Raw genomic sequence first — 24127 nt, forward strand, 5'->3', positions numbered from 1 at the left:
AACAATATCTATAGTTATTTGTTGTAGCAACAAAGATTATTATAGTTTTCTCATTTCGAAGAAACTATATCGGGCTACCTAATTATCTTTTAGAGAAAAATTACAAACTTTAATTTAATGTATTGTGTTAGATAGTATTATAAGATTTAGCATAAAAAATAAGATCATTATAGGTTTGATGACCTTATTGCTTATCATATGGGGGAGCTGGAGTGCGACCAAGCTCCCTATAGATGCTGTGCCTGATATTACCAATAATCAAGTCCAGATCTTTACCTCAGTTCCTACTTTAGCAGGACAGGAGGTCGAACAATTAGTAACCTTTCCAATTGAGCAGAGCATTGCAAACGTACCCGATATTGAAGAGATACGAAGTATTTCACGGTTTGGCCTGTCGGTTGTCACCGTGGTATTTAAAGAAGAAGTCGATATCTACTTTGCCCGCCAGCTGATCAGCGAAAAATTGAAACAGGCTGTCGAAAATATTCCGGCCGGTATAGGCAGCCCCGAAATGGCACCAGTCAGTACCGGATTGGGCGAGGTATACCAATATATTATCCACCCCAAGAAAGGGAGTGAGTCGAAGTATAACGCAAAAGATCTGCGCGAGATGCAGGACTGGATCGTAGCAAGACAGCTTTATGGTACACCTGGTATTGCCGAAATAAACAGTTTCGGAGGCGAACTAAAGCAATACGAGGTAGCGGTAAATCCAGATAGACTGAGAGCGATGAATGTTAGCATTCCGGAATTGTTTACCGCTTTAGAAAAAAATAATCAGAATACAGGCGGCGCCTATATTGATAAAAAACCGAATGCCTATTTTATCCGGGGTATCGGATTGGTTACATCACTTGAAGACGTCGGGAATATTGCTGTCAAAACTACGGGAACAGTACCCGTGTATGTTAAAGATATTGCTGATGTCCGTTTCGGTAGTGCCGTGCGATATGGTGCTTTGACCTATAATGGAGAGGTCGATGCGGTAGGAGGTGTCGTCATGATGCTCAAAGGAGAAAACAGTAATGAAGTCGTGAATCGAGTCAAAGAGAAACTCCCTACAATCCAGAAGTCACTGCCTGATGATGTTATTATCGAACCTTATCTAGACCGTACCGACCTCGTCGGGCGGGCGATTCAGACCGTAGAAAAAAATCTAATTGAAGGTGCATTGATTGTCATCTTCGTATTAGTGATTTTCTTAGGTAATCTTCGGGCCGGTTTAATTGTTGCCTCTGCTATCCCATTGTCCCTCTTGTTCGCTTTAGGAATGATGAATGTCTTTGGTGTCAGTGCCAACCTAATGAGCTTGGGGGCTATAGATTTCGGATTGATAGTAGATGGTGCGGTAATTGTCGTTGAAGCCACTTTACACCATTTAGGCCTACGAAAATCTACCGAAAGGCTTACACAGGAGCAGATGGATGAAGAGGTTTTCGAATCAGCTTCCAAGATAAGAACAAGTGCAGCATTTGGCGAAATTATAATCCTGATTGTATATATCCCTATCCTTACCCTCGTAGGCGTCGAAGGAAAAATGTTTACCCCGATGGCAAAAACCGTAGGCTTTGCTATTCTTGGGGCTTTGATCCTTTCGCTGACTTATATTCCTATGATGAGTGCGTTGTTTCTACCTAAGAAGAACAGCGGAAAGGAGACTTTCAGTGACAAGATGATCGCCCGGTTACAGCGCGGATATAAGCCTATGCTGGAGAAGATGATACAGGTTAAATACCTTGTCGTATCGATCACCGTACTTGTGTTCGGAGTAGCTGTATTCTTATTTAGCCGTATGGGAGGCGAGTTCATCCCTCAGCTACAAGAGGGCGATTTTGCTTTCCATTGTATTCTACCTCAGGGAAGCTCTTTGAGTCAAAGTATAGAGACCTCGATGAAAGCCTCCCGGATTATAAAAGAGTTTGATGAGGTACGCATGGTTGTAGGAAAGACAGGGGCGGCCGAAGTGCCGACAGATCCCATGCCTCCGGAAGCGACGGATATGATGGTCCTTTTAAAACCGCAGAAGGAATGGGCTTCCGGCAGGACCTATGACGAATTGGGAGATGCTATATTGGAGAAATTAGAGGTCATTCCAGGAGTTTTCTTTGAAAAAAACCAACCTATCCAGATGCGTTTCAATGAATTGATGACCGGGATACGCCAAGATGTAGCGGTAAAGATATTTGGCGAAAATATGGACACCCTAGCGAACTATGCGACCAAAGTCGGCGCTGTAATACAGACCGTATCCGGCGTTACCGTACCGCAGATAGAGCGGGTCAGCGGATTGCCGCAGATCAATATCGAGTACGATCGGGTTCGGATCGCTAATAATGGACTTACCATACAAGATCTAAATGATATTGTCAGCACCGCATTTGCCGGTAGGAGTACAGGAAGCGTATACGAAAATGAGCGGAGATTTGATATGGTAGTCCGGTTGGATAGCACCCATCGGAGTGGTATAGATGACGTACGTAACCTATTGGTCCCTACTGCGAGCGGAGCGCAGATCCCGTTATTTCAGCTTGCGGATATCGATTACAAATTGGGCCCTGCCCAGATCAGTAGAGAATCCGGTAAACGCAGGATCGTAATCGGTTTTAATGTTGCCGATAGGGACGTTCAGTCTGTAGTCAAAGAGATCCAACAGAAGTTAGAAAACGTCAAGCTACCATCTGGTTATTATTTTACCTATGGAGGGCAGTTTGAAAACTTACAAAAGGCATCTGCCCGGCTTATGATTGCCGTCCCTATTGCTTTGTTGTTGATTTTTATGCTGTTGTATTTCACATTCCATTCTTTCAAGCAGGCCACGCTGATATTCACCGCAATTCCGATGAGTGCTATAGGTGGTGTATTGGCCCTTTTATTACGAGGTATGCCTTTCAGTATTAGTGCAGGAATAGGTTTTATTGCCCTTTTTGGGGTAGCCGTTTTAAACGGTATCGTTCTGATAGGGACGTTTAATCAACTCGAAAAAGAGGGAATCAAGGACGTGTTACAGCGTGTGAGACAAGGAACGATAATCCGCTTGAGACCCGTATTGATGACTGCGACTGTAGCTTCTTTAGGCTTTCTGCCAATGGCTATTAGTACGAGTGCCGGTGCGGAGGTGCAGAAACCCCTGGCTACTGTTGTAATCGGAGGGTTGGTAACAGCGACTTTCCTGACCCTGTTCGTGCTTCCGTTGCTCTATATTATTTTTAATTCAAAAATAAAACCAGTTAAAGTTGATACCATGAAAACAACAATGACCATATTGTTATTTGGAATGGGGATTTTGTTTGCCAATGCCCAAAGTAGAGTCCCTGTTGAGCGTTTAATAGATAGTGCCTTGAAGAACAATCTTCAATATCGGGTAAATCAGGCTGAGGTCGATGCCGCTGGTTATACTGTCAAGACAGCCGTTAATATTGCTCCTTTTGGCGTATCGGTACAGAACGATGAACTACAGCCCTCCAATCGAAAAGGGCGGCCCACTATAGGTATATCCCAAGATATCGCATGGCCTGGATTATATACTGCACGTAAAAAATACTTTAGCGAACAGTTGAAGTTTGCCGAGTTAAATAAGGACCTTATCACCGCTATGATAAAGAGAGACGTCCGACTGGCGTACTTCCAGTTATGGTATCTGCAGGATAGACAATCACTATTTGGACAACTGGATAGTATCTATTCCAGTCTGTTCAAAGCAACAGATCTACGTGTCCGGACAGGTGATGTAGCGATGCTCGATCGTATTGCAGCAGAAGCCAAGTTGAACGAATTGAGGGCTCAGATCAAACAAAATAATAAAGAAATGACCATACAGCAACAGCAGCTGATGTTACTGACCAATCGCAATGAATGGTTGTTGCCTCTGCAAAGCGCAATGCCAAAGGTAGGAATGGAGCTGTTGGCAGATAATACGTCCCATCCTATATTGAATTTACAGCAACAGAACATCGCTATTGCAAATTCCAATGTCCAGGTAGAGCGAAACAACAATATGCCCGGTTTCTCCGGAGGCTTTTCTTCACAGCGGATCCTCGGAATAAACGATCCTGTAACCGCTTTCTCAGTAGGAGCATCCTTTCCGTTGTTTGGCATGTCGGCAGCCAAGAATAGAGTGAAAGCGGCAAAAGCCGAGGTTAAGGTGCAGGAGGAAACCTTAGCCTATAACAAGCAGCAGCTACAGACAGATCAAGCTTCAGCTATTGCGGAGATCGAAAGAAATAAGGCTTTGTTGGATTTTTATGAAAAGTCTGGATTAAAACAGGCCGATGAGATAATCAAAGCAGCGACACTCAGTTATAATACAGGAGAGATTGGCTTTGCCGAGCTTAGTCAGTTTTTAGGGCAGGCAATCACCATCCGTCAGAATTATTTGGATGTGCTCAATCTGTATAATAAATCTGCTATACAAATCAACTATCTGAATAATAAATAATCAGTTTAAAAAGATATCATAATGAAATTACGCATAAAAATAATATCACCGGCACTCGTATTCTTACTTTTCGTAGTGGGATGTAATGGCAATAAGCCGAAGGAAGAAGGGACAGAAAAAGCAGCGCATAGCGAGTCTGAAGAGGAATCAACTACAATAGCCTCCTTGACCAAAGAGCAGATATCTTCTGTCGGAATCACTTGGAGTAGTATGGAATACAAGGATCTGATGGCTTCTATTAAAGTCAATGGCCAACTGAGTGTGCCCAATAATAATAAAGCAAACGCGACATCACTCTATGGCGGGGTGATCAAAAGCCTACTTGTGCAGTTGGGAGATTATGTTAGAAAGGGGCAGACCATAGCGACCATTACCAATCCACAGTACATACAGCTACAAGAGGAGTACCTTACCGTATCCAGTCAGATCGTATTGGCAGAGCAGGAGTTACAACGTCAGCAGGAACTGAATGCATCAAATGCAGGTGCAGGCAAGAATCTTCAAACAGCGCAGACGACAATGAATACCCTACGTACTAGAAAAGCTTCTCTGCAGCAGCAGATCGCATTGATGGGGATTGATATCAATCATCTTACAGATGCCAATTTAAAATCGGTCTTGGTCGTAAAAAGCCCTATAAATGGCACTGTGAGTAATGTCTTTGCAAAAATAGGAAGCTACGTAGATGTATCTTCACCTGTGATAGAGATCGTGGACAACAGCTCGATTCATTTGGATTTACAGGTTTTCGAAAAGGATCTCCCAAATGTAAAGATAGGACAGGTTATCGATTTTACATTGACTAATAATCCAGGTGTCACCTACAAGGCCAAGGTTTTTAGGATCGGATCATCTTTTGAAAATGACAGTAAATCGATTGCTGTACACTGCGATGTATTAGGTAATAAGCAGGGGCTTATAGATGGTATGAATACGATTGGTCTACTAGGTCTAAATGAGCGCAAAGCGTTGTCGGTGCCTAATGAAGCCATTGTGGAGGCCGATGGGAAGTCGTACATCTTTGTGGTCACCGACAAAGAAGCCGAAGCACATCATGATGAAGAAGGACACGTACACCAGGAGGGAGAGGGACATGAGCATTCGCATGCAGATAGTAAACCGCCCCAGGGACAGGTCAATTTTGAAAAAATAGAGATTGCAAAAGGAGCGAGTGAACTTGGTTATACAGCGATTACTCCTGTACAAGAATTAGCAAAAGATACGCAGATCGTTGTGAAGGGAGCCTTTTTTATCAATGCAAAACTAGGGAATACAGGAGGACACGAACATTAATTATAAAAGTAGTATATTGTTGATATGGAACATAAACATCGTTATGACGAGATGGGAAGGCAGCTTTGCTGTACACAAACCCAAAAGATATATGATAATGCAGGTGCTTCTGAACTTGTAGGTTCAAAAAAAGGAAAAGATACAGGGAGCTGTTGCACACATGACGCGGCAGCGCATTCTCACGATGATGATCATGATGGACATGACCACAGCCATGATTTTACAGATGGTAGTTATTTAAAGCTATTTATGCCAGCTATTATCAGCTTGGTATTGCTGCTTGTTGCGTTAGGTATTGATAATTATTTTCCTCAGGACTGGTTCAGTGGTGGGGTTCGTTTATTCTGGTATTCGGTTGCCTATTTACCTGTTGGTCTCCCTGTTCTTAAAGATGCCGCAAAAGGAATCGGACGTGGCAATTTCTTTTCGGAGTTCTTTTTGATGGGGATTGCTACGCTGGGTGCCTTTGCCATTGGCGAGTACCCAGAGGGTGTGGCAGTCATGCTCTTTTATGCAGTTGGCGAGAGCTTCCAGACATTAGCCGTTTCAAGAGCCAAGTCCAATATCAAGGCGTTGTTAGATCAGCGTCCTGATGAAGCGACCGTAATCCGAGACAATGTAGCTTCATTGATCAAGGCTAAGGATGTACGTATTAATGATGTCGTACAGCTCAAACCAGGAGAGAAGCTAGGCCTAGACGGTGTTCTTCTGAGCGATCAGGCTGTTTTTAATACAGCGGCCTTGACCGGCGAGAGCAAGCCTGATACGAAATATGCGGGCGAGGTCGTGCTGGCCGGTATGATTAATCTGAATACATTGGTGAATGTTCAGATTACTACAGCTTATGCGGATAGTAAGCTGAGTAAAATTCTTGAAATGGTACAACAGGCCAGTAGTAAAAAAGCGCCGACCGAATTGTTCATTTCTAAATTTGCAAAGATATATACGCCTATCGTTGTTTTTCTAGCCATAGGAATTGCATTGCTGCCCGCTTTATTTGTGTCAGATTATCAATTTGTGACCTGGCTTTATAGAGCATTGATCTTTTTGGTTATTTCCTGTCCTTGTGCATTAGTCATATCTATTCCTTTGGGCTACTTCGGAGGAATAGGAGCCGCCAGTCGCAACGGTATCCTGATCAAAGGTTCTAATTTTCTGGATATCCTTGCCGATATAGAGAACGTAGTGATGGATAAAACCGGCACCATGACCGAGGGCGTGTTTGAGGTGCAGGATGTTGTTATAGCGAATGAATTTGACCGTCAGGAGATGTTGGCCATGGTCAATATATTGGAAAGTAAAAGTTCACATCCGGTAGCGACAGCAATTCATAAATATGTAGGAGATCTGGACCATAACCTTGTACTAGAAGATGTCGAGGAGATAGCTGGACATGGATTGAAGGCCACGGTAAAAGGGAAAGAGCTTTTGGTCGGTAATTTCAGGTTGATGGATAAATTTGCTATCCAATATGATATCGATCCGTCCGGCATAGTCTTTACCGTCATCGCTATTGCTTATGGCGGGCAGTTTGTCGGTTATATCACCATTGCAGACCGTATCAAAGAAGATGCTCTAGAGACTATCCAACAGTTGCATAATAGTGGTGTAAAAGCGACCATGCTGAGTGGAGATAAGAGCTCAGTCGTACAATACGTCGCTAAGGAGCTAGGTATTGACAGTGCTTTTGGAGATCTGCTGCCCGAAGACAAAGTGAAACGTGTGGAGGAGATTAAAGCTAAAGGCGAATCCGTTGCATTCGTAGGCGATGGTGTCAATGATGCTCCTGTGGTCGCACTCAGTGATGTCGGTATAGCAATGGGCGGTTTAGGTAGTGATGCGACGATAGAGACTGCAGATATTGTAATACAGGACGACAAGCCGAGTAAAATACCGATGGCGATACGGATAGGGAAGAAGACCAAAAGAATAGTATGGCAGAATATTACCCTTGCTTTTGTCGTTAAGGGAATTGTTCTCATTTTAGGTGCCGGAGGTTTGGCTACGATGTGGGAGGCTGTATTTGCCGATGTCGGGGTCGCTTTAATTGCTATTCTGAATGCCGTTCGGATTCAGCGGTCCAAGTTTGATTAAAGAAGTTTTTGCTTATTGGAGCGCTGATACGATAAACTGTACACGTTTAGCGATGCTTAATTTAGGGATCTCGATCAGGGTGTAACCCAGATTGCTATAGACTCGCTTCATGGCTTCATAAGTGTCTATGGCTTCCGAGAAAGACTGTTTACGTTCGGCATCATTAACGTATATTTCTTCCCAGGGAGGTGTGATGAATACTTTATTGAAATAGGGGAGATTGTGGCATGCCTCTTCCAGTGCTGGAGGGATGGCTATGCCACAGATCGATAGATATCCCATGATATCGGGAATTCCCCGGTCAAAGAATGTAAAACCACCAGCCGGTTGACTTACCCGCTTTTTGTAGTCAGCTGTAGCCTGTCCAAGCATTTCCATGGCAAAAGCCAATGGGTCAACCCAAGGCAGCTTGTTTCCTTGGGTACGCATCTGTTCAATAATAATCATACGTCCCACTTCGGGAATACAATGATAGCCCTGTGCCGTCAGGTGTGTGATGATAGAGGTTTTACCCATGCCTGGTCCTCCAGTAATCACAATGTTTTGTGTTTGTTGTGCTGTATATATCATGCTAATAAATTAAGTGAATTAAATAGTTGTCCCTTTGGGGCCAGGAATCAAAAAAGATAAAGGGGAAAGGAAAAGAATGCTATAAGGTTTGGCCTAATCGGAGCGAATAAACGGCCAAACCCAATATACGTATTTTTATTTCGAATTGCTAAAAATCGTTGTTCCCATGCTTGCCGCTACGACACAGCATATCGATATCCACTGCATAAATGTAAGCGTTTCCTGTAGGAAAAGTAAGCCGGAAAATGCAGCAAAGGCAGGTTGGAGACTCGTCAGGATACTGAAAGTCTTCGCCGGCAATCGCTTTAAGGCAACAAAGTCCAAAGAGAATGGAAGTGCACTGGAAAAGATAGCGACTCCCAATCCTTTCAGTAATAAAAGTGGTGTGACCTGAAAGATAGCCCCATCCCAAATAGAAAAAGGGATGATAAGCAATGTCGCGAACAACATTCCCGTGGTTACAGCATCCTTACCTTCCATTACTTTAGAGACCTTGCCGCCCATGACGATGTACATCGCCCAGAAAGTACCTGCTAGTAAAGCCAGACCTAAACCTACAAGATCAATATCATTATTGGTCCAGGGAACGATCAGCAATATACCTGCACAGGCCAGTAAAGCCCATACGACATCCAGTAGTTTTCGTGATAGGACCAGTGCCAGGAATAGCGGTCCGACAAATTCCACGGTCACAGCCAGTCCCAATGGTATACGTTGTATTGCCATATAGAAAATAAGGTTCATCGCCGCGATACCGATTCCATATAGTGCTGCGTACAGCCATTGTTGTTTCGTGAATGTAGAAAACCGGGGACGATTGATCAGTGTCAATAGCACAGCTGATAAGCCAATACGCAATGTACTGGTGCCTATAGCGCCTATAGCCGGAAATAATTGTTTTGCAATAGAGGCTCCTCCCTGTACGCAGGCCATGGATAAAAGTGCCGCAGGAACAGCTATTTTGGTGTTTTTAGTTGACATAGTTGTTTTGTTCTAAAAGTAAACGATTGGCGTATAGACAACGATACGATATAGGATCGTATATCGTTATTACTCATTACAAGACTGTAGGGGACTATAATCTACAAGGATCCATATTGATCTGTTTACTTTGGCGATAAATCTACAAAATCTTCCTGACACCCTATGTGCAGGATTCAATTATTTATAGGCAGTACGTAAGTTTTTTAAAATAATTTTTAAAAAAAGTTATAGTTATGCCTTACTTTTGGCCTACTAAAAGATGTCATATATGAACAGAAAACCCTTGTTGGTAGTTGTAGGTCTTATCCTTGCATTTGTCGTTGCTATTCTCCATTTTGTAGTGGGATGGCATCATATCCCACATCATTTTCAGAGCCTGACATCCAGTTTATTTCATACAGAATCAGGAGAAGCGGCAATCGTAGAAGAGCCTATTGGAGTATATGGCCCAGATACCCTATCAGCTACTATGGCTATACGTGAGCCTTTTGATACCTTATATTGGGGAGCGCAGATTCGCAAAGGCGAGTTTATTCCGGATGATGTAAAGGAAGCGTATACCCATTTTAAGGGCATGGACTTTAATCATCTCCATAAGACAGATCTTAAGCCTACCGATTTGGAGGCTCAGCAGGCCATTGTACATCGGTATAAGCAGGATATGGTCGCTTTATTGAGGAATAATGATGCCCATATCCGTATCGGTACCGCGTTTGAGGCCAAGCTACAGCCGGTCGAAGATAATGATCCCGAGATCGCGCGTGTCACAGCTATGGTCTGTGCTTTTGATAGCAAAGGCAATAATTTAGGCAATATTCAGGAACCACTGTATATCGTTTATGATTTTGTTCGGTTTCAGTCCGATCCTGATACCTGGTATATAACGGATTTTTCACAAACCATTCCTTATGATTATAACCTTTTTAAATAAAGGTTTTTGTAGAAACCTGCTTATCGCCTTAGCGCTGTTCGCATCTCTTGGAGCCTGCCAGATGGATAAGTCCGAAGCCCCCGCGTCGACTACTATGTTTGTTACGACAAATAGCGGAAGCCTTTATTGTTTCGATTTAGCGACAGACTCGTTGTGTTGGCAGCAATTGCAGACAGATCCCGATATAGATGAACTCAGTTATATGACAGTCTATAAGGGACAGCTAATCAAAGACTACTTAAATGGAACCATCGTTTCCTATGCTAAGAATTCAGGTCGGCAAAACTGGATATTCAGAGATAGTGTATCCAAAGATCAGGCTTTTTACGGCTACCATTTCGACGATGTACGTTTTGTCCATTTTTATCAACGTCCTGTAGTGTATGGTGACCATATGCTATTTGCAAATAGTCATGGCGAGATTAAGTCTGTCTCCATAGAAGATAGAACAGAAAAATGGAATTACCAAAGTGGTACTGTATTGATGTCTGAACCCCTGGTAGAAGGTGATGCAGTGTACCAGACCACCGGATATCAGTTGGTAAAATTAGCTGCAGAGACAGGAAAACAACTGGCAAAGTTTAATTTGGAAGAAGGGTCTTCTTTCGCACCAAAGCTCCACGATGGACTATTGTATATACTGACTGAAAAAGGCAGGGTGTATTGTTTGAATCAGGAGCTGGCCATGCAGTGGGAATACAAACCCACATCCGATGAGGGATATGTACATTCTGAATTGTTTATTACCGACAATACCATTTTACTCCCCTTTGATGGTTTATCTGCTCTAGATCCCAAAACGGGCGATATCCAATGGACTATGAAAGATCTGGGAGATATCAAGTCCTTGGATCTATTAGAAAGGAACAAGTATGCTGTATTGGCAAAAGATAGGATTCTGATTCTAGATAGAAGCGGCAAAGTGGCTCAGGAAAAAGCCTGGTCGCCGGATTTAGGTCAACCATTAGCACTTACAGTAGCCAATTCAAACCTATATATGATCACCTATCAGGGAGCACTGTATAAAATGTCTTCGCAATTGGACCAGATCAAGCTGCTCAAATCCGATCTGCAGTTAAATAATGAGCGGGGATTACAGGCCGCTTATTTTCTTAAAGAGTAGAACTCCTCAATCGAGGAGGTACTCCGGGAGCTTGTAGTCATTGCTATCCTTATAGCTTTTTATATACAGTTGCTGACGGACATTATTTTTTACACTATCACTCAATAAGGAAAACATTTCGGTGATGTAACGGGCTTCAGAAAGAGGTTCCTTATAATATAGGTCCTCCGGTTTGGGTTTGATAGGAGGCAGCTGTTCGTTGAGGATCAACTGCGTACCTAGTGACGGGGTTGAGCACCACAGTTTGACAATCCCTTTGTCCGCTACACCCAGTGTAAATACCAAAGGCTCGGAAGAGATTGTGTATTTTTTCCAGGTAGAGTCCATCCTGTTTATCGGCAGTATACTATTATAGAAAAGCGAGTCGGTATAAGAGAAATACTCGATATGTAAGCTATCCGGTATATCTATCCGGTCGTTCTCAAAATACTGGTCAACCTGCCGCCAGGCAAAATAATTGGGATCAGTATCATAAAAGTAACCTAGTTCAGAAGATCTATGGTCTGTAAAATACAGGTTTCGGACATGTATAGGTACAGCAGAGAAAGTTCCTGCTTTATACTTTGTTTTTTGAGCCGATCGACGGACTAAAAAGACCATACTCACGAGCACAGCTACAAGCAATACGATGTATATTTTATTGAGTATATTCATGTCTTAATGTTGGTAGGCGGCTGCAAGGCCGGTAATGTAAACACTAAATGCCAGAAAGAGGCAGAACAAAACAAAAAATATAATCAGTAGAACTGCTGACCAGGATTTTAAAGGGGGCCTGTAATAAGCAACATAGCTCAGCTGTAGCACTGAAACTGCCGCTAGGTAATACATGGGAACAAAGACCTGATCATTCTCTTTAGGAAAGAGGAGTGCAAGTAGGAAAAAAATAAGAATGTATAATACAAACAACAAAAGAGCACTTCGCTGTTTCTCCTTTGTATTATCTTGTTTTAAAATATAGTCTTCCGATACCTTATTCATCGGAATAAAGATAAAACAATACTATTAAAAAAGCGATGCTTGTGCTATTCCTTGTTTTTAATATTTTGCGTGTTGAGGATAAGTGCTGTGAAATTTAAGAGGATAGCTGCTCCCATTAGTGTAAACTTCATGTACGTTTCAGTACTAGTCATACCAACAACCAATAATAGCATTGCTACAGGAACCAACGTCTGGTCTAATTTGAATTTTCTCATGTACTTTAGATTTATATCATAAGGAGACAGCATCAGAGCGACTCTATCTCCTTATGACTAAAGGTACTTAGGAATATTTAAAAAAACAAATTGTCCCTAACTTTTTTTGGATGACTATTTAGCGCCCGGTGGACAGTGTTGCTTTAGGTATCGCGTGTACAGTCTAGCTAAATGTTCCGATGTACCTTCCCCTTCGTTGATCGAATGGCTACGGTTCGGATAGGCCATCATGTCAAAGGTGACCCCATGTTTGATAAGCTCATTGATATATACTTCCGCATTCTGATAGTGCACGTTATCATCACCCGTACCATGAATCAGTAGGAGATTGCCCCGTACATTTTTGGCATAGGTCAGTGCCGATCCTTTTATAAAATCAGCTTCATTTTCCTGAGGCAATCCCATGTATCGTTCCTGATAGATATTATCGTACAAGAGTTGATTCGTCACGGGCGCTACCGAGATCCCCGTTTGGTATATATCCGGATATTGCCCCAATAGATTGAGGGTAGAGGCCCCACCTCCGGACCATCCCCATACAGCCACACGGTCTGTATCTATAAATCCCCACTTGAATACCTCTTTGGCCCCCATAGCCTGGTCCCTGATGTTGATTACCCCTATGTTTTTATAGATGGATTTGCGCCACTCACGTCCCCTAGGAGCAGGAGCGCCACGGTTTTCCAGTGAGATATAAACATAACCATCCTCGGTCATATCGCCGGCATATAGGAAATTCTTACCCGCAAAAAAGTTATCCGTCACCGTTTGCGAAGCAGGCTCACCGTATACATAAAAGACTACGGGGTATTTCTTCTTCGGGTCAAAGTTTTTAGGCTTCACCATCCAGCCATCCAGCGTCACCCCATCCACCGTTGTCACCTGGAAAAACTCCGTTTGTGGTATGGTTTTGTCCGCTTGCATCTCCCGCGTAGGAGGGATGAGCTGCGAATGAGCAGGCAGGGATACTACGGAACCACTACTATAAGCCGTAGTACTATTTTGGGTAAAAATGGCCAGTTTTCCATTAGGTGAGATCGTATAGCTGTTCGTACCTTTCAGTTCAGCCGGTGTAATCCGTTTTGCTTTACCTCCTGCAAAAGACAACTGATAAAGATGCTTTTGAGTTGCGTTGAGCGGAGAGGCGCTGAAATAAATACTTTTGGATAGGGGATCAATACGGTCTATCTGGATCACATCAAAGTTGTCTTTGCTTAACAGCGTCTCCTTACCTTGAAGATCGATCTTATAGATCTGTCTCCATCCTGATTTCTCCGAGAGCCAGATAAAGGCTTTGCCTCCGTCCATCCAGTCCCAGCCACTGGGATCACCGTCATTCCAACGTGCTTTGATATCTATCCAGGCAGGGTCAGTTTCGGTATGTATTGTATGGCTAGTTCCTGTATTGGCATCGCTAAGCATGATTTTACTCTCGTTCTGTTTGCGGTTCAGCTGTTGTAATATCACAGACTTCGCATCCAGCGTCCATTCCATGCGTGGGATATAATGCTGGCTGGGATCACCAGGGATATCCATCAGCTTGTTGGTGCTATTATTTAGGTCATACACCCATATACTGGTAGCTGAAGGCTTGAGTCCTACCTTTGGATACTCCACAGGAATGATAAACGAATACAGGCTATCTGTATTATTGATCATGTAGAAATGGCGTGTATCTTTCGCGTCCTGCTTCCAGTAGGCTATTTTTTTTCCATCAGGAGACCATCTGAAACCGTCCTTCGTGCCAAATTCCTCTTCATAGGCCCAGTCGAAGGTACCATTGATCATACGATCAGTGCCATCCTGCGTTATCTGTTTATAGTGTAGCGTATTGGTATCTTCTATGTAGATATTATGTTTAGAGACATAAGCCACCTGTTTTCCATCGGGCGAGAATTTAGCAAACATCAATGACGATTCCGGCAGTCCCTTGCCCAACTGTGTCAGCGCTTTATTGTTCAGGTTGTACAGCCAATAGTCACCTCTCGTATTTTCGCGCCATACCCGTTTGGTATTTGCAAATAACAAGAGCGTCTTTTTGTCTGGTGACAATTGAAAGCTCTGCACTTCCAGTGGTGAGCGTTGTCCTGTTGGAGTAAGGTCTTTGGCCGCAAGAAATACTTCTCGTTTGTTGGCGTGCAAGAGGTCGACAATGACGATACCATCTTTAGAGAAATCGTAGTATCCATTGCCATCTTCAGTCCATTGCGTCTGCGCTGCCGCCGACGCCAGACAAAAGAGCTGAACTGCGAATAAGGCGAGTAAAATGCGTGTGATCTTATTGTACATGATTGGTTCTATAGTTTTCTATATCTTCTACTGATTTGATTAACTCGGGGCCTAACAGACGGAAACCCTCATTGGTAATTAAGAAATTATCTTCTATCCGTATACCGCCAAAATCACGGTACGACTCCAGCAGGTCATAATTAATGAACTGGGACAGCTTATTTTCCTTCTTCCACATATCGATAAGTTCCGGTATGATGTAGATCCCCGGTTCGACAGTCAGCACGAATCCTGTTTGTAGTTCACGTCCCAGGCGTAGAGATTTAAGACCAAATGTACTCGTATCCTTAGGCTCTTGCTCGGTGTATCCCACATACTGCTCGCCCAGATCTTCCATATCATGTACATCGAGCCCCATCATATGGCCTAATCCACATTGAAAGAATAGCGTGTGTGCATGTGCCTGTACCGCTTCTTCAGGATCTCCCTTCATCAGTCCTACGGCCACAAGACCTTCGACAAGATGTCTTGCCGCAAGCAGATGTACATCCTTAAACTTTATCCCTGGTTTCAGACGCTCTCTCGCAGCCTCAAAAGCTTTTAGTACCACATTATATAAGTCCCGTTGGCGTGCGGTGAAGCGCCCCGAAACCGGGAAAGTCCGGGTGAGATCTGCGGCATAGCCCATAGCCGTCTCCGCACCCGAATCGTTCAGTATCATATCGCCTTCTTTTAGGAAGTTCTGTTGATAGGCATTGTGAAGTATCTCTCCATGTACCGTTACTATCGGTGGATAAGCAAAGTTACAGTTGTGGTCATACGCATAGTGTTGTATGGCAGCGGCCATATGGCGTTCCTGTGTACCGACCTGAGCCGTACGCATTGCCAATAGATGCATTTCTGTAGACACTGCCAATGCTTTTTCGATTTCCGCAATCTCTTGGTTTTCTTTGATCGATCGTTGTGCTACCACGGCTTTGATAAATGGAACAGAGGGGTTTATTTCCTTCGGGCTGACCTGCAATAATTCGCCGAGCAATAGTTTGTTGCTGGATTGATACGGCGGGAGGTAGTGTATAGTCCTACCACTTTTTTTAGCTTGTTGTAAGTATGATGCCAATTGTGCGAAAGGAAGCGTTTCCTGCACCCCACATTTTAAGGATTTATCTTTCAGCGATTCCTGCTGTCCGGTCCATACGATATCATCTATACTCAGCTCATTGCCAAAAATGATCGTTTTATCATTGTCTATATCGATAATGGCAGCTAGATAAGGAGCAGGGATGCCAAAGTAATATAAAAAAGTACTATCCTGACGAAAAGGATAGGTGTTATGCTCGAAATTAATAGGATTCTCAATATTCCCTAAGAAGAGCAGGACGCCACTGGAGATCTGCTTTTGCAGCGCTGATCTTCGGGATTGATAAGTCTGTACTGAAAACATAGTAATACCTAGATTAAGTGTTTGAAATAATAGAGGTAAAGTTTGGAAAAAAAAGTGAGACTTCTAGGGAGGGGTGTGGAGATATACTAATTTGCACTTAGGGTCGTTCATGGACTCCCAAGAGTGCTGGCTTTTCTCCATGGACTTGACGAACGATCCTTTATATATTGTGGACTTTTCCATGAAGTGGACGGGCGACTACTATGGGGGGGGTATCTTTCCATGGATCTGTTCAACTTTCCTTCGTACTTGTAGCCTTTTATCCCGATCGATGCATACCACTCCTATGACTATACCCTCCATCCTTTGTACCTGTTGGTTTTTTCAATGGAAAAGTAGGAGGAGTCTATGGTGTAGATGATATATTACATGGATTGTGTGATTTTTTCCTTGGTCATTTGTTACGATCCTTATGGGGAAAGCAGTGTGTCGATAGGAGAATGGTTGGTTGTCAAAGATGGTGGTATAAGGAAAACCTAAAGGATAAAGTTTAAAACTGGACGTTAATGCTAGGTAAAATACATAAGGGAGGTCATAGATGATATAACCTCCCTTGTGTATTTAGCGCGCTTGTGTATTTAGAATCGGTAGCCTACAGATAGTCCGATGATTCTGTTTTTGGCATCGAGTTCTTTGCTGAGTTTGTTGATACCGTGGTTGTATTTTAGATCGATGGAGAATTGCTTGATATCGGTGCCGATATTGATCAGACCATCGTACGTTATATTATTGAAATTATTGGTATATGCCTTGTTTTTCTTTAACTGATAGTTTAGCTGTGCTCCGATAGCTGTTCTCAACGTGATGTTGTCTGTTTCTATAACGCGATACCCCAGTTGGATAGGTAGGTTCAGCTGATAGAATTTAGGAGCGTATTCCGTATTGTCGATCTTGTAGGCGTATTTGTATAGGGATATTCCAAGATCTACCTGCCCGTAAAGACGTTCTTTGGTACGTACGAATGCGCCTGCCTGAACACCGAACTTCGAATCAGAGCTTTTTACTATACCCGAGCCAAAAGATGGCATATGGTACTGGCCACCGATTTTAACACCAAAATCCACTTCTTGTGCTTTTGTTTCCTGATTAAGACCGAATCCCATTGCCGCCAGAAGCAGGCCATACGTTAATTGTTTTTTCATTGTTATTGATTTAATATATTTTTCTAATCTGTTTATATATATGATGCTCGAACTAAAGTATACCCTTAGCTTTTTTTTATTTTTATTTCCATCGCTTGTGTGACCACAGCCACCAGCTGGGATCCTGCTGTATGCTCTTTTCCAGTTTTCGGGTGTAGGAGGTGGTGATATGCCCGTCGGGACTATCTGTTGCACGCAGGCAGATGGGCTGTAGGTTGGCTTTCCATTTGTGGTTGCCTATGGCCTGTAGCTCGATGTAGGCCACATATGCATCAAGGCGCTTGGCAATACGCTCGGGACCCATAAACATATAGGAAGGCTGCTGTAAAAAATCAATGGCCAGCCCATTGGCTTGCCCCGGAAACTGATCCGCTATAAATAGTGTAATAGAAGGGTGTCCCGTTTGGTCTAGGAGGATTTTGGCAGCCTGCTGGGAGGGAAGTAGGCGTAATCCGTATTGGCCCCGTCTTCTTTGTAGGAAGCGGTCTACCCAACGGTTTTTTTGAGGTTTGTACAGCGACTGTATGGGGAGTCCTAGCTGTAGTGGCAGTTTGCCCAGTATCTCCCAATTGCCATAATGGCCAAGCAGTAGAATGATCTGGCGATCCGCACGGTATTGCTGGTGCAGTGTACGGTACAGATCGGCCGAAAGGATGAGCTCTGGACGGCTAGGGAGTAATAGCTCTACCATCAGACGGCACATATTGCGGTAGAACCGTTGATGTTGCAGCGATAGCTCCTTGTAATCCGACAGTGGAAAGGAGCGCGCGAGATTCTGGGTGACGACTGCGCTACGGTAGCGCAGTATCTTACCAATCAGAAATCCTCCAAAATTATATATCCTGTTCATAAGTGCCTTAGTTTTCGCTAAACTCATGTACCATACGGATCAATAGTGCCAGAAGGTAGGTCACCATACCGAAGAGGAGTACAAGGATCGTGATAAAGAAGAGTAGTAGCATAAGATTACTTTTTATAGTTTTGACAATTAATAGCAGCTATACCCTTACTTTTATTTTGAAAAAAGTGCGGGAAGATGATGGGAATGAAAGAACGGATAAAAAAAAGTAAAAAATAATAAGGGGGTAAGCGCTATAGACTGTCTTAGCTATGTAAGTTGTAGTAAATGACTAATTAAATTGAATGTATGTCTTTGCAGAAAGAAACAAAGTTTGAGCAGGTATTCCGGGAGCATTTTAAGGCTTTGCATGGCTATGCCTACAAAATTCTAGAAGACTCGGATGCTGCGGAAGAAGCTGTGCAGCAGGTTTTTTTACGGTTTTGGGAAAGGGACTGGGAAAATACCATCCATACTTCCGTCAAATCGTATCTCTATAAATCGGTTTATTACGAATGTCTGAATGTCTTGAAAAGGGGTCAGTTGAAGCAGCGCTACGAGGCTTATCAACAGCGGAGCGGAGGGTTGGATACGCATATCGACGGTACAGATACCGAGCTGAAGAAGCAATTGCATGTCGCACTGGCAAAATTGCCGGAAAAAAGCAGAGCGGTGTTCGAGATGAGCCGCTTTCAGGAGCTGAAATACCATGAGATAGCCAAAGTGCTCGAGTTATCGCTGAAGACTGTCGAAGGACATATGACGAAAGCGCTGCGGCACTTGAGGGTTCATCTGGCGGATTATTTAAATGTTGTTGTCTTTTTGTTAATCAATGGATTATGAATAAGGAAGAATTGATAAAATATATAAGTGGTGATTTGAATGCGGAGCAGCAGGTTGTGGTAGAAGCGTGGATTAGGGAGAGCGCCGAAAACGAAAAGGAATATACGGATATGAAAAAGATATGGGAGTGGAGCGGTGCTTCGGATCAAAGTCCGGAGGTGGACGTGGATCGCGCCTGGGCCGATTTTATAAAGCTCCGGGACGAACAGCCTACTAAGGTGCTGGTATTAACGGAGGAGAAGCGTTCCAGAGGCTGGAGGCCATGGATGGTGGCGGCAGCGATAGTGATGCTATTGATGTCTTCGGTAGCTGTTCTGAGATGGACATTGTCTACTGATCTATCCCTGGATTCGAACGATAGGCTGCAACAGGCAGGACTGCCGGACGGTAGTACGGTGTACCTTAATAAGAAGACGGTATTGGATTATAAAAAAGGTTGGCTGACCAAAGAGCGTACCGTGGTACTTAGCAAAGGTGAGGCGTTTTTTGATGTCAAGCGGGATACGACGCAGCCTTTTGTTATTCAGAGTGGGAATAGCACGATTACGGTGCTGGGTACAAGTTTTCATGTGCGCAGAGCGGATGGTGAGACGGAGGTCATTGTCTCTTCGGGATCGGTACGGGTGGATCATGCCGGCAATAGCGTACGCCTGAAGCCCAATGATAGGGTGCTGATCCAAGATACGGCACGTACGAAAGTGAAAGTGGATACGGTGGAAGATCAGCTCTACAAGTATTACATCCATCAGCAGTTTATTTTTGAGAATACACCACTGAGCCGTGTATTTGAGGTGCTGGGCAAGGCGTTCGACCAAAAGTTTGTTGTGGTGGATGATAAGACCAAAGTGCTGCGCTATACAGCATCATTCGAGCGGCAGACATTGAACGAGATGCTGGACGTGATATTGAAAACTTTTGAATTGAAAATTGAGAAAAAAGGTAATGTATATTATATTAAAGGATAACCCGGTTATGTTCCAGTTTATTAAAAGCTTTAGGTTGATTGTTTACTTTATAAATAGAGCTAAGTTTTTTGTAGCATTGTCTATTTTTATTCTGGCACAGGCAGATGCATTTTCACAGGCAAAACTAGCGCAGGTGGTCAAGATGCCTGCTTATGGAAAGACTTCTGTAGGACAGCTCTTGGAGCAGCTACAGCAGGACAAGGGGCTGTTATTTTCTTACAATAGCCAATTGATTGACTTAGATAGCGTGGTCCAGGCGAATGCGCATAATGGGGTGTTGATTGATTACTTGGAGCGCTGTCTCGGTTCACGGTATTCCTTTAAGGAGACGGCTTCGCATATTATTATCAGCCGCTCGGATTGGCGGATGGTGGTCGAGCAGGTGGATATCGATCTGAAGCAGCATAATAAAACCATGATCTCGGGATATGTGCGTGATCTGCGTAGCAATAAGCCTTTGTCTTTTGCGAGTGTATATGATAAAGGGACTTATCTGAATGCAACGTTGACGAATAAGGATGGATTTTTTGAACTAGACGTCAAAAAGCCGGACAGTAAGGTGATCATCGGGCTTAATAAGGAAAACTATAGGGATACGACATTGATTCTTTTGTTGCCGATTGATGTGTCTAAAGACAGCAAAACGAAGAAAGTGGGCTATTATGTACTGGTGGATTCGAACCGTAATATCTACAAGACTTTCTTGGGTGCGGCATTCAGTAGTGCATCGCAGCGCATACAGAGTGCTAATCTGGGTGGGTTCTTTATCTATAGCCCGTACCAGATGTCGTTGACGCCGGGATTGAGTACGCACGGTTTCTTTAATTCGCAGATTGTGAACAAGGTGTCTATCAATATATTGGGTGGATATACAGCCGGTGTGGATGGTGTGGAATTTGCCGGGGGCTTCAACCTTAATCAATACAAGGTAAGGGGTGTACAGATGGCCGGAGGGGTGAATGTAGTCGGCGGTGATGTGTCAGGTGTGCAGATCGCTGGAGTCGGCAATGTGGTGTTGCGTAATGTGAAGGGGGTACAGATGGCCGGTGGCTGGAATAAAGTGGATACAGCCCGTGGGCTACAGCTCGCTGGAGTGATCAATATGGCGAAAGAGGTGAAGGGCGGACAGCTGGCCGGTGGAGTCAATTATGCAAAGGATACCGTACAGTACCAATTGGCCGGGGTAATGAATAGCGGAGGTGTAGTGAAGGGGATACAGATGGCGGGAGGGATTAATATTGCGACGGAGACCGCGGGAAACCAGGTGGCAGGGGTTATCAATATAGCCAAGAAGGTCAAAGGTGTACAGGTCGCTGGTTTAATCAATATTGCAGATAGTAGTGATTACCCTATTGCGCTTTTTAACTGGATAAAGAATGGAAGGAGGCAGCTAGGGCTGGTTGCCGATGAGAGTGGCTTTATAGGTGTGAACTTTAGATCGGGAGGCCGGGTTATGTACAGTATCTTGGGGATGGGTACCTATCTGGATCATGATGCTTATAAATATGGGGTGGAAGTAGGATTGGGGGCTAATCTGCTGGAACGCCACAGATTTGCCCTATCGGCCGAACTGACGCAACGAATGCATATGGACAAGGATATGGGATGGAAGGATGCTTCGCGCAGTTCGCTGCAATTGATACCATCGCTGTTATTGTCTTCACACTTCCGTGCTTATGTCGCGCCATCTCTCAATTATTCGCAGGCTGCGGAGGTTGCCGACCAAGATGGGAAACCGCTTTGGAAGCTGTGGAAAGCGGATGCGAAAAGTAATACATTCCATGGTGGACTGACCGTTGGTCTGGTCTATCAGTTTTAATGTTAATAAATCCTAATCATTTGGTATTGATTAAATTATATTCGTATATTATCCGTTGAGAAATAAACCCTGTACTAGCAGGTTTATACGAATTAATAAGACTATACGCTGGTAGCTAGTGCTGGCGTATAGTCATTCAATATCCAATTATATGATAAACTCTCCAGGGCTTCTTTTTAGGGAAGCTATTGAAAAGGAAAAACCTTTGCAGGTGGTCGGCGCTATCAATGCCAACCATGCCCTGCTGGCCAAACAGGCCGGATTTCAAGCTATTTATTTATCGGGAGGTGGCGTTGCTGCCGGTTCATTGGGGATACCCGATCTGGGTATTACCAACTTACAGGATGTTCTTATTGATGTAGACCGTATTACGAATGTATGCGACCTACCGCTTATGGTGGATATTGATACGGGGTTTGGCCCATCGGCATTCAATGTGGCTCGTACGATCAAGTCGCTGATAAAAGCAGGGGCCGCCGCCGTACATATGGAGGATCAGGTCGGAGCCAAGCGCTGTGGGCACCGCCCGGGTAAGGAGCTGGTATCGGCTACCGAGATGTGTGATCGTATCAAGGCGGCTGTAGATGCAAAAACGGATGCTCATTTTGTGATCGGTGCCCGTACTGATGCTATCGCTTCGGAAGGGGTAGACAGGGCGATAGAGCGTGCACTGGCTTATAAGGAGGCTGGAGCTGATTTTATCTTTGCCGAGGCGGTACTCGATCTGGCGGATTATCGGTCTTTCGCATCAGCAACAGGGCTACCGATACTGGCCAATATCACAGAATTTGGGCAGACACCGTTATTTACTGTCGAACAGTTGCGTGAGGCAGGTGTTTCGATTGTTCTGTACCCGCTATCGGCATTCCGGGCGGCGAATAAAGCGGCAACGCAGGTCTATGAACATATCCGTAAAGATGGAGGACAGCAGGCCGTACTCCAGGATATGCAGACACGCGAAGAGTTGTACCGCAGTATAGACTATTATGCATATGAAAACCGATTAGATAACCTTTTCAAAACTAAATACGATGAACGAGACTAACGAACAAGGATTTAAACCGAAGAAAAGTGTCGCACTATCGGGCGTGGCGGCAGGAAATACGGCCCTGAGTACCGTGGGGAAGACAGGTAATGATCTGCACTATAGGGGATATGATATCTTGGAACTCGCGGATGGGGCTACTTTTGAGGAGGTGGCCTACCTGTTGATCTACGGTACACTGCCCACACAGGCACAGCTTAATGCGTACCAGACCCAACTACTCAGTCAGCGCGGATTGCCTATTGCGATACAAAAGGTACTAAAGCAGTTGCCTACGACATCGCATCCGATGGATGTATTGCGTACTTACGTTTCGGTATTCGGGAGTCTACAGCCGGAAAAGGATAGTCATCCGCTGGCAGGAGCCCGTGATATCGCTAATCGGTTGATGTCTTCGATGGGATCGGCATTGCTGTATTGGCACCATTTCAGTCAAAACGGACGTGAGATCGCTGTAGAGACCGATGATGCGACATTGGGAGGACATTTCTTGCGTCTACTACATGGTGCAGTACCGCCGGATTCTTGGGTGCGTGCTATGCAGATATCACTCAATCTCTACGCCGAGCACGAGTTTAATGCCTCGACATTCACCGCCCGCGTGATCGCAGGTACGGGGTCGGATATGTATTCTTGTATAGCAGGGGCAATAGGCGCGTTACGGGGACCTAAGCATGGAGGCGCCAATGAGGTAGCCTATGAAATACAGACCCGATATGCGAATCCGGATGAGGCGGAAGCAGATATACGGCAGCGGTTAGCCAATAAGGAGGTGATCATCGGGTTTGGGCACCCGGTGTATACGATTTCGGATCCTCGCAATGAGGTTATCAAACGTGTCGCGCGTGAGCTATCGGAAGAAGCAGGGGATATGAACCTGTACTATATTGCCGAACGATTGGAAAAGGTGATGTGGGAAGAGAAGCGTATGTTCCCTAACCTGGACTGGTACTCGGCAGTATCCTACCACCTGATGGGCATACCTACGGAGATGTTTACACCTTTATTTGTACTGTCGCGCATTACGGGCTGGTCGGCTCATGTATTCGAACAACGGCAGGATGGCAAGATTATACGGCCTAGTGCAAATTATGTAGGTCCGGAGAATAGAGCTTTTGTTCCTTTAAATCAACGTTAATTCCTGTTCTCACGTTTTAACTCTTTAAAATTCTAACTCTT

Annotated in this window: 18 protein-coding genes; 10 read left to right on the forward strand and 8 right to left on the reverse strand. The window is 44.2% G+C overall.

Features of this window, described 5'->3' with window-relative positions:
* Nucleotides 1-178: 178 nt before the first annotated feature.
* From JKG64_RS01085 to JKG64_RS01095, 3 genes are read left to right on the forward strand one after another with little or no spacing between them, the layout of a single operon-like run.
* A complete protein-coding gene (locus tag JKG64_RS01085; RefSeq protein ID WP_246512448.1) occupies nt 179-4435 on the forward strand; it encodes a CusA/CzcA family heavy metal efflux RND transporter in 4257 nt (1418 codons plus the stop codon).
* 21 nt (nt 4436-4456) lie between these two features.
* Entirely contained in the window at nt 4457-5728 is a 1272-nt protein-coding gene (locus JKG64_RS01090) for an efflux RND transporter periplasmic adaptor subunit (protein WP_210352495.1), read from the forward strand.
* Nucleotides 5729-5752: 24 nt separating this feature from the next.
* Nucleotides 5753-7822 carry a heavy metal translocating P-type ATPase gene (locus JKG64_RS01095; RefSeq protein WP_210352496.1) on the forward strand — a complete coding sequence of 690 codons (2070 nt, stop codon included), beginning with the start codon at nt 5753-5755 and terminating at the stop codon, nt 7820-7822.
* Between the two features lie 12 nt (nt 7823-7834).
* Here JKG64_RS01095 and JKG64_RS01100 read toward each other — a convergent pair whose 3' ends face one another.
* Nucleotides 7835-8392: an AAA family ATPase gene (locus tag JKG64_RS01100; protein ID WP_210352497.1), complete on the reverse strand. Its 558-nt coding sequence runs from the start codon at nt 8390-8392 to the stop codon at nt 7835-7837.
* A gap of 135 nt (nt 8393-8527) precedes the next feature.
* Complete coding sequence (locus JKG64_RS01105) at nt 8528-9373, reverse strand: EamA family transporter (RefSeq protein ID WP_210352498.1); 846 nt, start codon at nt 9371-9373, stop codon at nt 8528-8530.
* A 271-nt stretch (nt 9374-9644) separates the two neighbouring features.
* Between JKG64_RS01105 and JKG64_RS01110 the strand changes: the two genes are divergently transcribed.
* A complete protein-coding gene (locus tag JKG64_RS01110; protein ID WP_210352499.1) occupies nt 9645-10307 on the forward strand; it encodes a hypothetical protein in 663 nt (220 codons plus the stop codon).
* Nucleotides 10285-11430 carry an outer membrane protein assembly factor BamB family protein gene (locus JKG64_RS01115; protein WP_210352500.1) on the forward strand — a complete coding sequence of 382 codons (1146 nt, stop codon included), beginning with the start codon at nt 10285-10287 and terminating at the stop codon, nt 11428-11430. The genes JKG64_RS01110 and JKG64_RS01115 overlap by 23 nt, the downstream gene beginning before the upstream one ends.
* Nucleotides 11431-11436: 6 nt before the next feature.
* Here JKG64_RS01115 and JKG64_RS01120 read toward each other — a convergent pair whose 3' ends face one another.
* The 6 genes from JKG64_RS01120 to JKG64_RS01145 form a co-directional block, all read right to left on the reverse strand.
* Nucleotides 11437-12084 carry a DUF2931 family protein gene (locus tag JKG64_RS01120; RefSeq protein WP_210352501.1) on the reverse strand — a complete coding sequence of 216 codons (648 nt, stop codon included), beginning with the start codon at nt 12082-12084 and terminating at the stop codon, nt 11437-11439.
* Between the two features lie 368 nt (nt 12085-12452).
* Complete coding sequence (locus JKG64_RS01125; protein ID WP_210352502.1) at nt 12453-12623, reverse strand: hypothetical protein; 171 nt, start codon at nt 12621-12623, stop codon at nt 12453-12455.
* Between the two features lie 114 nt (nt 12624-12737).
* On the reverse strand, nt 12738-14912 hold the full coding sequence (locus tag JKG64_RS01130) for a S9 family peptidase (protein WP_210352503.1): 2175 nt from the start codon (nt 14910-14912) through the stop codon (nt 12738-12740).
* Nucleotides 14902-16296 (reverse strand): aminopeptidase P family protein, encoded by a 1395-nt coding sequence (locus JKG64_RS01135; RefSeq protein WP_210352504.1) that lies wholly within the window; start codon nt 16294-16296, stop codon nt 14902-14904. The genes JKG64_RS01130 and JKG64_RS01135 overlap by 11 nt, the downstream gene beginning before the upstream one ends.
* A gap of 578 nt (nt 16297-16874) precedes the next feature.
* Nucleotides 16875-17438, reverse strand: coding sequence for an outer membrane beta-barrel protein (locus tag JKG64_RS01140; protein ID WP_210352505.1), 564 nt, complete (start codon nt 17436-17438; stop codon nt 16875-16877).
* Between the two features lie 82 nt (nt 17439-17520).
* Nucleotides 17521-18288, reverse strand: a complete 768-nt coding sequence (locus JKG64_RS01145) for a lysophospholipid acyltransferase family protein (RefSeq protein ID WP_210352506.1) — start codon at nt 18286-18288, stop codon at nt 17521-17523.
* A 297-nt stretch (nt 18289-18585) separates the two neighbouring features.
* Between JKG64_RS01145 and JKG64_RS01150 the strand changes: the two genes are divergently transcribed.
* The 5 genes from JKG64_RS01150 to prpC all read left to right on the forward strand — a co-directional run bounded on the left by JKG64_RS01150 (nt 18586) and on the right by prpC (nt 24086).
* Complete coding sequence (locus tag JKG64_RS01150; protein ID WP_246512449.1) at nt 18586-19119, forward strand: RNA polymerase sigma-70 factor; 534 nt, start codon at nt 18586-18588, stop codon at nt 19117-19119.
* Nucleotides 19116-20084, forward strand: a complete 969-nt coding sequence (locus JKG64_RS01155) for a FecR family protein (RefSeq protein ID WP_210352507.1) — start codon at nt 19116-19118, stop codon at nt 20082-20084. The genes JKG64_RS01150 and JKG64_RS01155 overlap by 4 nt, the downstream gene beginning before the upstream one ends.
* Nucleotides 20062-21903 (forward strand): peptidase associated/transthyretin-like domain-containing protein, encoded by a 1842-nt coding sequence (locus JKG64_RS01160; RefSeq protein WP_210352508.1) that lies wholly within the window; start codon nt 20062-20064, stop codon nt 21901-21903. The genes JKG64_RS01155 and JKG64_RS01160 overlap by 23 nt, the downstream gene beginning before the upstream one ends.
* A gap of 151 nt (nt 21904-22054) precedes the next feature.
* Nucleotides 22055-22948 carry a methylisocitrate lyase gene (gene prpB, locus JKG64_RS01165; protein ID WP_210352509.1) on the forward strand — a complete coding sequence of 298 codons (894 nt, stop codon included), beginning with the start codon at nt 22055-22057 and terminating at the stop codon, nt 22946-22948.
* Nucleotides 22935-24086, forward strand: a complete 1152-nt coding sequence (gene prpC / locus JKG64_RS01170; RefSeq protein ID WP_210352510.1) for a bifunctional 2-methylcitrate synthase/citrate synthase — start codon at nt 22935-22937, stop codon at nt 24084-24086. Before prpB ends, prpC begins: the two co-directional genes overlap by 14 nt.
* The last annotated feature ends 41 nt before the right edge of the window (nt 24087-24127 follow it).

It is taken from the genome of Sphingobacterium tabacisoli (assembly GCF_017908035.1).
Lineage (GTDB): Bacteria > Bacteroidota > Bacteroidia > Sphingobacteriales > Sphingobacteriaceae > Sphingobacterium > Sphingobacterium tabacisoli.